This is a genomic window from Rhodopseudomonas palustris BisB18 (genome assembly GCF_000013745.1).
Classification (GTDB): Bacteria; Pseudomonadota; Alphaproteobacteria; order Rhizobiales; family Xanthobacteraceae; genus Rhodopseudomonas_A; species Rhodopseudomonas_A palustris_F.
Genome location: NC_007925.1, coordinates 3981412 through 3994938, shown reverse-complemented (window position 1 = coordinate 3994938; position 13527 = coordinate 3981412). Strand labels below are relative to the sequence as shown.

Sequence of the window (13527 nt, the reverse complement as noted above, 5' to 3'; positions counted from 1 at the left end):
ATATAGCATTGAACGCTCGGTCGTTTAGCCGAGCGTTTTCTCGTGCGCGTCAACTTCACATTGTGCCGCCGGGATCGATCAACTCAGCATCGGCGAGAGCTCGGGATCTCCCTTTGTCATCGCACGTTGATACGCCGGACGTCCACCGATGCGTGCAAGATAGCCGCGGATATTGGGATAATCGTCAAGACGGCGTCCGGTGAACGCACGCATCGTCGTCAAGGCAAACAACATGATGATGTCAGCCGCAGAGAAGTCCGCGCCAGCCAAATAGGGCACCTTGCCGAGCCGCTGTTCGATCATCGCAAAGCCGCGGTCGGTCCGCGCGGTGTAGACCGCGACAAACGGATGGTCCGAACCGATTCCGACTCCGAGCTGATCGGCGCCGCTGATACCGGCTCCCAGCATCTCGATCGACTCGCTGGGCATCAATGTGCCGTTGGCGAAATGGAACCAGAACAGATAGTCGGCAAATGCCGGATCGTCCGGGGCAACCTTCAGCCGCCCGTGTCCGTATTTGGCCAGGATGTATTCGATGATCGCGCCGGATTCCGCCAGCACGAGATCGCCGTCGGCGATGACCGGCGAGATCTGCATCGGATGCAGCGCCTTGTATTCGGGGGGCGCCATCCGGGTTTGCGGATCGCGTTGATAGACTTCAAGGCGATAGGGAATGTCCAGTTCTTCGCACAGCCAGACGATGCGCTCGGATTGCGATAGTCCGAGATGGTGGACGGTCAGCATCAGTCATTTCTCCAGGGAGGGCGGACGGTTTGCCAGCATTGCGATGATGTCCTGCAGGGTTTTCCGAAGCGTCTCGACAGCGCCGGGGTCGAAATCCAGGCCCTGGGCGAGCGCCTGCGGCACCACGCTGGCACGCTTGCGTAGCGCGCGGCCGGCATCGGTCAGTTCAACGAGAACCCGGCGTTCATCTTCCGCATCGCGCCGCCGGGTCAGCAGTCCGGCGGTTTCCATCCGCTTCAGCAACGGCGTCAACGTGCCGCTGTCGAGATACAGCTTCGCCCCGAGGTCACCGACGCTCTGCGACGGTGAGTCCCAGAGCACCAGCATGACGAGATATTGTGGATAGCTCAGGCCGAGTTTGGCGAGTACCCGTCGGTACAGGCGGGTCACCAGGTTGGATGAGGCATAGAGCAGAAAGCAGACCTGGCGGTCGAGGCGCAGCGGATGGTCCGACTGTTTTGCCATCGGTACTCCTTCAGAGGGCGGGTGAAGCGACGGGTTGCATTCAGCGTGTCGTCACCGCGATCACGACGTCGATATTGCCGCGCACCGCATTCGAATATGGGCACGTCGCATGCGCCGCCGCCACGATCGCTTCGGCGACCGATTGTTCGAGGCCTGCGATGGTGACGTTCAGCGCCACGGACAGCACGAATCCGCCGCTGCCGTTCGGCGCGAGGCCGACCTCGGCCACGACTTCGATATCGGCGTCGGCGACCTTGACGCTCTTGGCGCGTGCCACGTGGATGACGGCGTTTTCGAAACAGGCGGCGTAGCCGGCGGCGAACAGCTGCTCGGGGTTGGTCGCATCGCCCTTGCCGCCCAGCGCCTTCGGAAGAGCCAGTGAAAGCGACAGCAAACCATCGTCGCTGCGAACGCTGCCGGCGCGACCGCCGATCGCCGTGACCTTCGTGGAATAGAGTGCACTCATGATCGCCTCCCGTTTTTGAATTTCCGCTGTTAAATAGCGCACAATAAGATTGTGTGCAATATAATAAGTCGTGCCATTTGGTTGCCGCCGCATCCGGTGCGGCCGACGTCGCGGCAGCACCGGCACGGTTGCGGTTCAGCCGGTGATGGCGATCCTCTTGATCCGCTTGTTGAGGGCCTCGGCGAGACCGATTGCGCCGACGCCTGCCACAACGTGGAGCACGCGCAGCAACCAGGATGTTTCCCCGAGCGGCAGATGCACCTGCAACAAGCCGAGCACCGGAACGATAGCGGCCCATAGCGCGGCGATCAGCGCCAGCTGCGTGGCCTGTTCACGCGCGAGCACGGCAAGCCCCCACACCGCGATAACCAGCAGGACGCCGAGCCCCATATGCAATTCCAGCGGAACGTCGTAGCCCAGCCAATAGGCGATGCCGACGCATAGCGCGAGAATTCCAAATAGGCGGCTGGTGAAGATGAAGGCTTTGGTGGTGTTCATGGTCGTCCTTTCTCTAAAGCTTCAGATGTTGTCTATGTCGGCGTGTCGCAGATAGCCGTGGCCGTTGTGGTCCTCGGCCAGCATGTCGATTGCGGCCTGCCGCGGGGCTATGCCATTCGTGAAGGCCACGGCGTAGCGCCAGTCGGCGAAGTCGTTACGGGTCAGGCCGATGCCGCCGGTGATCTTGTCGAGCTCGATATCCAAGCGGCGGAGCCAGCGCGTGAAGTTGAATTGGTGGATGGCCACACTGTCAGCATCGAACATCTTGGGTTCTCCTGATTGACGGATTGAACGGTCCGCGTCGGTGATCACGTCGCGTCCTCCGCCAGCCATTGCCGCAACGACTTGGTTGCCCGGTTCTTGCGCGACAGCAGCGTGCCGATCGGTTCATTCCATTGCGCGGCGAGTTCGCGGAACGGCACGCCCTCGATCTCGACGGCGATCCAAACCGCCCGTTGCGCTGGCGGCAGCCGGTCCAGCGCGGCGCGCAGCCGGCGTCGAAGCTGCGTCTGTTCCAGCGTCTGTTCCGGCCCGAGCGCGGGATCTTCAACCTCTTCGGGCAACGGTGTCAGCTCGCGACGGCGGCGAATCCGGTCGATCACGCCATTCGCCAGCGCCCGGAACAGATAGGCCGTCACATTCTCCACCTCGGTGAGCAGATCGGCCCGCTCGATCAACCGCAGCACGGTGTCCGCAACGACATCCTCGGCATCCAGATCGGAGGCGCCAGACAGCTTCGCATGCACGAAGCGGAGCAGGCGGCCGCGATCGCGGCGCACGACGTCCGCGACCTGATGCCGAATCCTGGCGACGTCGGGCGCAGCGTCGGTGAGGCGATTGTCACTCGGCGTCACCCGCGCCCCCATCGCCGGCGAGGTGGCGAGCCGCGTGTGCTTCGAACGCGGGCTTACCCTCTTTTTCCCACCACGCGGCATACAGCGTCGCATCGGAAGCGGATGAAGACCGCGACGGCGCGCACGGTCGCGTCTTGTGGCCATGCGATCCATGGTTGAAGCTGCCGACCAGAACGCGGGTCAACACCAGCATCGCGAACGCTTGCCAGTAGGTGAGGGCAGGCATCGCCAGCAGGTCTGGAACGACGGCGTTCCACGCCACCATCACCACCCAGCCGAACAGCAGGCCGAATACGACGGCGACAGCCAGTCCCAACGCGACATGTTGGATGATCAGAAGAAGCCGGCCAAGCGACATCACGAAATCCCTTTCAAATGCGCGCCGCCGACGCAGCGGCGAGCGGTGCCGCATGCAGGCGGTTCGGCGCGCGATGCGCAACGCCGCTGTGTGGCAATGCAGTTGGTTGGATGACGCAAGGATCGGCGATTTATTGCATCCGCCGAATTCGGCTTCTGATGTCCCTAAGCTCCTGGTCTTTTTGGATCGTCGGGCTGCGCCCGCAGCGAGGACGAAAAAGCCCGCACAGCCGCGGTGACGTCATTGCGCATGTCGAACTCGGTCTCGCCGTTCAGCCATTGATTGATCAGGCCCATCACCATGCCGCAGAAGGCTAGCGCGGCGATCTCCGGCCGCCAGTGCGGCGCCAGCCGGCCGCGTTTCTCGGCCAAACGAAAAATGATGGTGACCGAGGATCTGAATTTGCGGTCGAAGTTGCGCTGGCGCTCCGGCGCTTCGACCGCTGCGAAATTGACCAGGTAGGTGGAGAGCCGCTTGCGTTTCGGATCCATCTCCAGCTCGCAGAGCCGCCCGGTCATGTCGCGGACCAGTTCGTCCATCGGGTCGAGGGTATCGTCGATCTCGAGCTGACCGGCGAGTTGTTCGAGCGGAAGGCCCATCCGGTCCAGCAACGCTAGCAGCAGCCCCTGCTTGTTCTGGAAATGCCAATGCACCGCCCCCCGGGTGAACCCGGCCGCCACGGCGATCTGCTCCAGCGACACCTCGGTGACGCCGCGTTCGAGGAACAGCCGCTCAGCCACCGCGAGTATGGTCTCGCGCGTTGTTTCTGCTTCCAGTTTCGTCCGCCGCATGGCGACTTTACCTCATCCATTGACATACATACTAAACGTATGTAAATCCCGTTCAAGTCATTTCCGCTGCCTGCAGCGGGGATCGAGAGGCCATATGAATATCGCATTGCGCCCGGCTCTGGTGTGGGCTGCTTTAGTTCTGGTTGTCGGGGCTGCCCCGATGGTTGCGTCGGCGCAAATGGGGCCATCCGGGCCGCCAGCGGTCGGCGTTGCGCCCGCAGCGTTACGCCCGGTGGCACAAAAGGAGCAGATCACGGGGCGGGTCGAAGCGGCTGAGCGCGTCGAGATCGTGGCTCGGGTCTCGGGCTTCCTTGAACAGCGACTGTTCACCGAAGGGGCCGAGGTCAAGGCCGGTCAGCTGTTGTACCGGCTCGAGCGCGGCTCCTACGAAGCCGCGGTTGAGACCGCCCACGCCGCGATCGATCAGGCCAAAGCCCAGCTGGAAAACGCCGGCATCACGCTGGCCCGTTCGCAGAAGCTGCTGGAGGGGCCGGCCGGGATGCAAAGCTCGGTCGATACCGCGCGGGCCAACAAGCTCACCGCCGCCGGGCAGTTACGCGCCGCCGAAGCGCAATTGCGCCAGGCCGAGATCAACCTCGACTACACCGAAATCCGCTCGCCGATCGACGGTCGGATCGGCCGCGCCGTGACCAAGGTCGGCAATCTGGTCGGCCCCACCAGCGGGCCGCTGACGACGATCGTCAGCCAGGATCCGATGTATGTCGTGTTTCCGGTTGCGACGCGGCGGGTGATGACGCTTCGCTCAAAGCTGATCAAGGACGGCTTCGCCGCCTTGAAGGTCCGGCTGAGGCTGCCGGACGGACGACTCTACGACCGCGACGGTGAAGTCACCTTCATCGACATCAATGTTGCGCAGGACACCGACACCATCCTGCTCCGGGCGACGATTCCCAATCCGCCGCTCGGCGAGCAGAAGGACGGTCAATTTCCCCGCGAACTGATCAACGGCGCATTGGTCACCGTCTTGCTGGAGGACGCCGAGCCGGTGCAAGTCGTCGCGGTGCCTCGGCAAGCGGTGCTGTCGGACCAGCGTGGCAGCTACGCCTATGTGATCGATGCAGGCAACGTGGCGCGGCGCCGCGATCTGCAGCTCGGTCCTTCGACGCCGGAATGGGCGTCGGTCGAGCAGGGGCTGAGCGCGGGCGAGCAGGTAGTCGTCGAAGGCGTGCAACGGGTTCGCGCCGACACGCCGGTGAAGCCGGATCCAGTCTCATCCGGCGATGCCGGCGCGCACCAGAACCCGGGTTAGGTCGATGTTTTCCGCTATTTTCGTCGATCGACCGCGCTTTGCCATCGTCATCGCCATCCTGATGACGATCGTCGGACTGTTGGCGCTGACCCGCATCCCGGTCGCCCAGCTTCCCGACATCGTGCCGCCGCAGGTCCAGGTCACCACGCTGTATCCCGGCGCCTCGGCGGAGGTGCTGGAGTCGACCGTGGCGCAGCCGCTCGAAGCGCAGATCATCGGCGTCGACAAGATGATCTACATGAAGTCGTCGAGCGGCAACGACGGCAGCTACACGCTGACGGTCTCGTTCGAACTCGGCAGCAACCCCGACATCAACACGGTCAACGTCAACAACCGCGTGCAGACCTCGCTGTCGCAGTTGCCCGCCGAGGTGCAGCTGCAGGGCGTCACCGTCAAGAAGAAGTCGTCGTCGATTCTGCAGGTCGTGATGCTGTCCAGCGACGGCAAGTACGATCCACTGTTCATGACCAACTTCGCCACCATCAACGTGCTCGACGAACTGGCGCGGACCCCGGGCGTCGGATCGGCGTCGCTGTTCGGCCGTCTGAATTATTCGATGCGGATCTGGTTCGACACCATCCGGCTCACCAGCCTCGGGCTGGTGCCGTCAGACGTGGTCAAGGCGATCCAGAGCCAGAACATTCAAGCGCCGGTCGGCCGCATCGGCGCCCGCCCGGTGAGCTCGGATCAGCAGCTTCAGATTAATGTGCAGACCCAGGGCCGGCTGTCCTCGCCCGAGCAGTTCAAGAACGTCGTGATCCGCGCCAATCCGGACGGCTCGGTGTTGCGGGTCGGCGACGTCGCCCGGGTCGAGATGGGGGCGCAGAACGAGGACGTCGAGGCCCGCCTCAACACTTCGCCGTCGGTCGCGATCGGCATCTACCTGGCGCCGGGGGCCAATGCGCTCAACGCGTCGACCGCGGTCAATGCCACGCTCGACAAAATCCGCGGCCGGGTTCCGGCGGGATTGAAGGTTCGGTCGATCTACGACGCCACTACCATCGTCAACGAGACCGTGGATGAGGTGTTGAAGACGCTGGTCGAGGCGTTCGTCCTGGTCGCGATCGTGGTGTTCGTCTTCCTCGGCAATTTGCGCGCCACCATCGTGCCGGTGATCGCGGTGCCGGTCAGCATCATTGCCTCCTACGCCGTGCTGCTGGTGCTCGGCTATTCGATCAATACGATTTCGCTGCTGGCGCTGGTTCTCGCCATCGGCATCGTCGTCGACGACGCCATCGTGGTGGTGGAAAACGTCGAGCGAATCATGGAGGAGGAGCCGGAGATTTCCGCCGCCGACGCCACCAAGAAGGCGATGCGGCAGGTCACCGGGCCGATCATCGCGATTACCATGGTGCTGTTCTCGGTGTTCGTGCCGATTGGATTCATCCCAGGGATTTCCGGCGAATTATTCCGGCAGTTCGCCGTGACGATCAGCGCGGCGATGTTTGTTTCCGCAATCAACGCGCTGACGCTGTCGCCGGCGCTGTGCGCGGTGTTCCTGAGGCATTCGCCGCATCGCGGCGCGCTGGCGCGGATCGGTCACGGAATCGACAAGGTGCGCAACGGCTACGCCTTCGTGGTGCACAAGTCGCTGCGGATGGCGGCGATCTCGCTGCTTTTGGTCGGCGGCTGCGCGCTCGGGTCCGGCTTGTTGTCGCGCATCACTCCGACCGGCTTCCTGCCCGAGGAAGACCAGGGCGCTTTCTTCATCAACATCCAGCTTCCGGAAAGCGCCTCGGTGGAACGCACCAGCAGGGCGGTGGCGCAGCTCGAGGATATTCTGGGCAAGATGCCCCAGGTCAAGGATACCATCGCGGTGGTGGGATTCTCCATTCTCGACCAATACGGCGCGTCCAACAGTGCCCTGGTGATCGTCACCCTGAAGCCGTTCGAGAATCGCCGAGGCGCGATGGACTCGGCGCAGGCGCTGATCGCCAAGACCTTCGGTGCGGCGACGCAGATCAAGGCCGCGACCGTCATCCCGTTCAATCTGCCGCCGGTGATCGGACTTTCGACCAGCGGCGGATTCGAAATACAGCTCGAGAATCTTGCGGGCGGCGACTTCGCCACCATGGGCAATGTCACGCTGGGACTGCTGGCCGCCGCCAATCAGGATCCGAAGCTCGCGCGGGTGTTCTCGACCTACGCGGCGAGTTCGCCGTCGATCTATCTCGATATCGATCGGGAAAAGGCCGAGGCGCTCGGGCTCGGTATCAACGACATCTTCACGTCGCTACAGGCGACGCTCGGCGGCTACTACGTCAACAACTTCAATCTCTATGGTCGGACCTGGCAGGTCAACATCCAGGCGGAGTCCGAGGACCGACGCGATCTGTCGGCGCTGTGGAGCATCTATGTCCGCAACGCCAAGGGCACCATGGTCCCCTTGCAAGCGGTGGCCTCGGTACGGACCGTGGTCGGGCCGGCGGTGATCACGCGCTACAACAATTATCGCTCGGTCACCGTGATGGGATCCACCGCGCCAGGAGTTTCGTCCGGCGACGCGATGGCGGCGATGGAGAAGGTCGCAGCCAATACGCTGCCGTCCGGATACGCCTTCGAATGGACCGGGACCTCTTTCCAGGAGCAGAAGGTGGGCGGCCAGACCCCGGTGATTTTGGCGCTTGCGGTGCTGTTCGCCTACCTGTTTCTGGTCGCGCTGTACGAAAGCTGGGTCATTCCGATCCCGGTGCTGCTGTCGGTCACGGTCGGCGTGCTTGGCGCGTTTTTCGGTCTTCTGGTCAGTGGGCTGGCGCTCGATCTCTATGCCCAGATCGGGCTGGTGGTGCTGATCGCGATGGCCGCGAAAAACGGCATCCTGATCGTCGAATTCGCCAAGGAGCAGCGCGAAGCCGGAGCCAGCATCATCGAGGCGGCCGAGACCGGGGCGAAGCTGCGGTTTCGCGCGGTGATGATGACGTCGATCGCCTTCATCGCCGGTCTTGCGCCGCTGGTCTGGGCCGACGGTGCCGCAAAGATCGCGCGTCGTAGCGTCTCGACGCCGGTGTTCGCCGGGATGCTGGCGGCGAGCCTGCTCGGCATCTTCGTCATTCCGATGCTCTACGTGACCTTTCAGACGCTGCGCGAACGGGCAGCGCGCTTCCGGCGCAAGCCGGGCGAGACCACCGCGGTCGCGCCGCATCCGCCCAACCGGTAACCGAACGACGTGGATAGAGGAACTGTCGATGGGGCTTAAGAACATTGTGGTCTTCGTGGAGCCATCGAACGCCGGTGCCACGCGGGCCCGCTACGCTGTCGAGTTGGCGCGGCGTCATGGCGCGCATCTGATCGGCATTTTCGTGGCGTCCTCCGATGGGCCGATCCCGGCAAATGCCTATGTCCGCGGCCGCGACGCGATGCGTCGGCTGATCGAACTGCACGACGCCAACGCCATTGAGACCACCAGTGTCGCGAGCCGAAACTTCAACACCGCGACCAATAGCGCTGACATCACCTACGAGTTCAGGATCATCCGCGAGATCGAGTCCGACGATACCAAGTTGCATTGCCTGCACGCCGATCTGGTGATCGTCGGTCATCCTCGGCCCGGCGGGCTGCCGCTCAATTCGTCGGCCGAAGGCCTGTTGCTCGCCACCGGCATTCCGTTCCTGATCGTGCCCGACGGTTGGCCGTCGGGAGCCGTTGCGCAGCGGGTGCTGTTGGCATGGAACGCCAGCCGTGAGGCGAGGCGCGCGATTGCGGATTCGTTGCCCCTGCTGTCGGCGGCGCAGTCGGTTTCGATTGTCGTGATCGATGCTGCCAAGAATCGTCTGCATGGCGAGAATCCCGGCGCCGACGTTGCGGTCTATCTCAGCAGACATGGTGCGCATGTCACGACCGAGCCAATCGATTCCAACGGATCCCCGATCGCCGACGTGATCTTGCAACACGCCGTGCATGGCGGCTTCGATCTCATTGTACTTGGTGCCTACAGTCATGCCCGGGTTCGCGAGGCGGTGTTCGGCGGCGTGACGCGATCGCTACTCAAGTTGGCGACCATTCCGATGCTGATCGCCCACTGATTGATCACACTGCGGTGTTGCTGCGGTTGGCAATTCAGAGCGGCTGCCAAGGCAGCGAATGCCGACAATGATAATGGGGGGAGAAACGGCAGCATGACGATTTCGCGGACGAAGGCCTCAGCCGAAGCGGGCATCAAGCAAGCCTTGGAAGAGCGCTTCGCAATGGGCGACCGGGTTTGTATGAGTCCGCTTGGAGCCGAGCGGCATCCAAGATACGCGGAGCAACGCGGCACCGTAGTGGGACTAAGCCGCTATCCCAGTGTGGTGCGCATTCAACTCGATCGTTCGCGCACGCCGGTCGCACTCCACAAAGACTATCTGATGTTGGTTGAGGCGTCCTCACGACGGTCATGAGATCGCGGTAGAATGGCAACGGTAAAATTGACGAGGTTCTGCAACGGCTCCGCGCTGAGGGCGCTGATATACCTTTCCGTCTTTCTTTTTGAAGGTCGACGTTCGCCCTCTTGATTGCGGAACTAGCTGTCACATCTAATCAACATATGATGAATAATATCCGACCCGCCCCTGGAGGATTAATGGCATGTTGAAAACCAGCCTTGCCCATGAGCAATTGGAGTGGACCAAGCAGAAGCTCGACGAGATCGATGCGACGCTTGCTTCGCTCGAAGAATCCGCAAAGAGCCTGAGCAGCGCCGCCCGCATCGAGGCGGAGCGCGCGTTGGCACGGATCGCGACGGCGCGAAACGAGTTCAGCAGGAACGCCGATGTGCTGCGTGCGCAGACAGCGGACGCCGGCGAAGGAACCTACGCAGCGCTGTTGGCCAAGTGGACCGAGGTGGAGCTTGGGCTTCAGACCTATTTGGCCGCCGCGGCGTCGCAGGCCGACACCGTGAAGAACGCCTTTGCGGCCCGTGCCGCTGCGCAACGTGTGACATGGCAGAAATCGCTCGCCACGATCCAGGCTGCCGCATCTGAAACGGTCGAGCGGGCCCGGATCGAAGCCGACGCCGCCGCCGCTCGGCTGAGTGAAGCGGCCGCGAAGGTGGAGGCCAAATTCGGGCAGGCCTCCAACGCGGGAGACGAATCCTGGAAGGCTATCCAAAGCGCGATCGCCGAGGCGCATGCGGTCCAGCAGCGCACCTGGAAAGCGATCACGGACAGCTTTGCCAAGCTCGGCTAGGCAGCAGAGCTGCTCGCGGCCGCGCAATCAGTCGGTGACTGATGACGCAAGCTCATCGAAGGTCAAGGCCCGGCGGGGCTTTGACCTGTTCTGCTGGATTGCGGACCCGGGCGTAGGGGGCCTTAAGCGAACCCGACCGCCAACAACGCCCGTTTCAACTCGCGACGAAACGCTTGTTCCTTTTTCGCATGACTGGAAAACCGGGCTATGAACGGGCGCATCACGACCGTCATGGAGATGGCGGCCGTGAACGTGGCAAAGAAAAAGTCGGGGTTGACGTCCTTGATGGCACCGGAGGCGTGAGCCGCGCGAATCGGCGGCAAGAGTAGATCATGCATGGGCCGCACCAGGCGGTCATACACATATTCGAACCGTTCACCTTGTTCGCCGACTTCGTTCACCACGAACATCGCCAACTGTGGCGTATCGCAGAGATGATCGATCATCCGCGCCATCGCCAGTTGAAGCGTTTCGCCGGCGGATGTTTCCGGGGAACCCCGTTCGATGATCGAGCGGAAATCGGGTAGGGTGCGCTCGGCGATGTCGTCGACGACCGCACGCCACAACCCCAGCTTTGAGCCGAACTGATGCGGGATGAGCGCCACATCGATCTCGGCCTCCGTCGCAATCTGCCGAAGGTTGGTGCCATCGAAGCCGTGGCCCGCGAACGCCGCGAGCGCAGCTTGCAGGATCGCCACCGATTTCGGCTGTTCCGTTTTTCGTGGGCGTCCCCGACGCTTCACAGCCACCTTCGCCGCCATTCTGTGAATCTCCTCGGCCGATGCGGCAAGGGCCGCCACATTGACATTTTCACGCATTGCTTTTAATCAACGATAGTTGAATTGGTGCTGATGTTTGTCTCACACCTTTTCGCCCCGTGGTCGACAATCCGCAACTCGCATCTGTCCCGGGGAGGGACCTCGATGAGCAAGTTTGCCGTTATCATTTTCGGGGACCAAGCGAAGGCCAATGAAGCGTTGCGCGTTCTCACCGAGCTGCAAGCCGACAACAGCTTGGTGCTGTTCAGCCAAGCTGTCATTGCCAAGGATCTTGCTGGAACTGTCTCCCTGATGGCCCCTGTATCGGGCGGCGCCGTTGGATCTGCGGTCAGCGGTTTGGCGAGCCGTTTGATTGCGGTCCCGGTGGGCGGCCATGGCGGTCTGTCGGATGCGGGCGTCTTGGACAGTTTTTGCCAAGAGGCCGCCGACGCGCTCAAGCCCGGCGCGACCGCCATCGTGGCTGAGATTTCTGAAGATCGGTTGGGCCCTCTTAACACTCAGATGCACGCGCTCGGCGGCCAAGTGCTGCGGAGCTGCAACGGCTACTCCGAGGGCGACGAGATTGCCAAGCTGACCGGTCGCCAGATCGCGAACATCGAGCGGCTCAACGCCGAATACGTCCGGGCGCCGCAAGACGCCGACAAGCCAAGCGAAACGCCTGTCGATGCTGTAACGCTTACTCCCGACGAGCGTGCAAGCAATCAGAGTATCGTCAAAGCCAACGCCGAGGCACGCTCCGCCAAGCTCAGTCAGGCCTGCGGTCTGACGAAAGACGCTCTGAGTTGAAGTCAGGCGAGCCTTGCCATGCGCAGTGACCGTCGACCGCAGGCCGACGACGCAATGTCATATCGGAGCATCGTTAAATCCGGCAAACAACGGAGTTTGCGCCACTGCGTGGCGTCGTAGCACGCCGTCCTGCCCTGAAGCGGTTAACAAAAAAGGCCCGCCATGCATCATCCTCGTCTTCGATCCACCGTCCTGCCGGTCCTCGTTGTGACGCTCGGCCTTCTCGTCGCCGGATGCTCGTCTCTGCCCAGGACGCCATATAGCGTCGGGGATGCTTCCTCTGCGCGGGTCCTCGATCTTGTCGACCTGCGTCGCTACGCCGACCAACCGGCCGGCACATTCATGCAGGCCAATCACCAACTGATGTGGCGGGGGGCGCGGACCTACCTGGCGCTGTCGGGCGGCGGGGCGGATGGTGCCTATGGCGCCGGTGTGCTCAATGGCTGGTCGGAGGCGGGCGCGCGGCCGTCATTCTCAATCGTGTCTGGCGTCAGCACCGGCGCATTGATCGCGCCATTCGCGTTTCTCGGTTCTGACTACGACACGACGCTGCGCGAAATCTACACCAGCGGCATTGCCGCAAGTCTCCTCGAAGACCCCAACCCGTTGAAAGCTATTTTCGGTTCGGGTCTGTTCGGAAACGCGAAAATGCGCGAGCTGGCAGCCAAATACTATGATGCCAATGTCGTCGCTGCAGTCGCCGTTGAATACGCCAGAGGCCGGCAACTTGCGATCGTGACGACGAATATCGACTCCCAGCGCACCGTGATCTGGGACATGGGGCGTATCGCTTCGCTTGGGACGCCGGAGTCGTTGCGTCTGTTCCAGGACGTCGTCGCCGCTTCGGCAAGTGTGCCAGTGGTGTTTGAGCCGATGCTCATCACTGCCGCAGCGAACGGCAAGCAATTTCAGGAGATGCATATCGATGGTGGCGTGACGGCGCCCGTCCTGACCCTCCCCGAGGCTTTCCTGCTCCGTAACGCGGCTCCGGCCAAACCGGAAAATTTGCAACTGTTCATCCTGATCAACAACAAGGTTGAACGGGAATTCCAGCTCGTCACCAACAGCACCGTCGAGATTGCAGCACGATCGTCCTCGACCATGTTGAAGACGCAGACGCGATCGATCCTTTACAACACTTACGCCTTCGCGCGGCGTAATAAATTCGGCTTCAACCTGACCTATATCGAAGGCGACAGACCGTTGTCGCCTGCCGGATTCGATACCGCCTACATGCGCGAACTATTCCAGTATGGCTACGACAGAGCCCGAAGCGGCCACGTCTGGTCGCAATCTCCTCCTGCCGATAACAACGAGGCGCCCTCCGCGTCTCGAATTGCAGCCGCACGGTGA

Annotated in this window: 16 protein-coding genes; 7 read left to right on the top strand and 9 right to left on the bottom strand. The window is 62.5% G+C overall.

From position 1 onward, the window contains the following. Positions 1-78: 78 nt before the first annotated feature. From RPC_RS18020 to RPC_RS17985, 8 genes are all read right to left on the bottom strand, one after another. Entirely contained in the window at positions 79-744 is a 666-nt protein-coding gene (locus tag RPC_RS18020; protein ID WP_011474014.1) for a glutathione S-transferase family protein, read from the bottom strand. A gap of 3 nt (positions 745-747) precedes the next feature. Beyond that, the gene (locus RPC_RS18015; protein ID WP_011159637.1) at positions 748-1209 is read right to left on the bottom strand and encodes a MarR family winged helix-turn-helix transcriptional regulator; all 462 of its coding nucleotides are present in this window, start codon (positions 1207-1209) and stop codon (positions 748-750) included. A 40-nt stretch (positions 1210-1249) separates the two neighbouring features. Continuing rightward, positions 1250-1675, bottom strand: a complete 426-nt coding sequence (locus RPC_RS18010) for an organic hydroperoxide resistance protein (protein ID WP_011159636.1) — start codon at positions 1673-1675, stop codon at positions 1250-1252. Positions 1676-1810: 135 nt separating this feature from the next. Beyond that, positions 1811-2173 carry a hypothetical protein gene (locus tag RPC_RS18005; protein WP_011159635.1) on the bottom strand — a complete coding sequence of 121 codons (363 nt, stop codon included), beginning with the start codon at positions 2171-2173 and terminating at the stop codon, positions 1811-1813. Between the two features lie 21 nt (positions 2174-2194). Further along, on the bottom strand, positions 2195-2485 hold the full coding sequence (locus RPC_RS18000; protein WP_234803329.1) for a DUF5419 family protein: 291 nt from the start codon (positions 2483-2485) through the stop codon (positions 2195-2197). Then, a complete protein-coding gene (locus RPC_RS17995; RefSeq protein ID WP_011474013.1) occupies positions 2482-3039 on the bottom strand; it encodes an RNA polymerase sigma factor in 558 nt (185 codons plus the stop codon). Before RPC_RS17995 ends, RPC_RS18000 begins: the two co-directional genes overlap by 4 nt. Next, entirely contained in the window at positions 3014-3439 is a 426-nt protein-coding gene (locus RPC_RS26885) for a hypothetical protein (protein WP_167532082.1), read from the bottom strand. The genes RPC_RS17995 and RPC_RS26885 overlap by 26 nt, the downstream gene beginning before the upstream one ends. A gap of 110 nt (positions 3440-3549) precedes the next feature. Then, the gene (locus RPC_RS17985; protein WP_011474012.1) at positions 3550-4176 is read right to left on the bottom strand and encodes a TetR family transcriptional regulator; all 627 of its coding nucleotides are present in this window, start codon (positions 4174-4176) and stop codon (positions 3550-3552) included. Between RPC_RS17985 and RPC_RS17980 the strand changes: the two genes are divergently transcribed. The 5 genes from RPC_RS17980 to RPC_RS17965 all read left to right on the top strand — a co-directional run bounded on the left by RPC_RS17980 (position 4175) and on the right by RPC_RS17965 (position 10609). After that, complete coding sequence (locus tag RPC_RS17980) at positions 4175-5446, top strand: efflux RND transporter periplasmic adaptor subunit (protein WP_415914737.1); 1272 nt, start codon at positions 4175-4177, stop codon at positions 5444-5446. The genes RPC_RS17985 and RPC_RS17980 overlap by 2 nt on opposite strands. A gap of 4 nt (positions 5447-5450) precedes the next feature. Next, positions 5451-8603, top strand: a complete 3153-nt coding sequence (locus tag RPC_RS17975) for an efflux RND transporter permease subunit (protein WP_011474010.1) — start codon at positions 5451-5453, stop codon at positions 8601-8603. A 28-nt stretch (positions 8604-8631) separates the two neighbouring features. Beyond that, a complete protein-coding gene (locus tag RPC_RS17970; protein ID WP_011474009.1) occupies positions 8632-9468 on the top strand; it encodes a universal stress protein in 837 nt (278 codons plus the stop codon). 93 nt (positions 9469-9561) lie between these two features. After that, positions 9562-9822: a hypothetical protein gene (locus tag RPC_RS25600; RefSeq protein WP_011474008.1), complete on the top strand. Its 261-nt coding sequence runs from the start codon at positions 9562-9564 to the stop codon at positions 9820-9822. A gap of 187 nt (positions 9823-10009) precedes the next feature. Then, the gene (locus RPC_RS17965; protein ID WP_011474007.1) at positions 10010-10609 is read left to right on the top strand and encodes a hypothetical protein; all 600 of its coding nucleotides are present in this window, start codon (positions 10010-10012) and stop codon (positions 10607-10609) included. Between the two features lie 122 nt (positions 10610-10731). Here the strand turns inward: RPC_RS17965 and RPC_RS17960 are convergent, their stop codons facing one another. Next, the gene (locus RPC_RS17960; protein WP_041802034.1) at positions 10732-11427 is read right to left on the bottom strand and encodes a TetR/AcrR family transcriptional regulator; all 696 of its coding nucleotides are present in this window, start codon (positions 11425-11427) and stop codon (positions 10732-10734) included. Positions 11428-11532: 105 nt separating this feature from the next. Here RPC_RS17960 and RPC_RS17955 point away from each other — a divergent pair, with 105 nt between their 5' ends. Both RPC_RS17955 and RPC_RS17950 read left to right on the top strand, forming a co-directional pair. Continuing rightward, entirely contained in the window at positions 11533-12174 is a 642-nt protein-coding gene (locus RPC_RS17955) for a hypothetical protein (RefSeq protein WP_011474005.1), read from the top strand. A 162-nt stretch (positions 12175-12336) separates the two neighbouring features. Then, entirely contained in the window at positions 12337-13527 is a 1191-nt protein-coding gene (locus RPC_RS17950; protein ID WP_011474004.1) for a patatin-like phospholipase family protein, read from the top strand.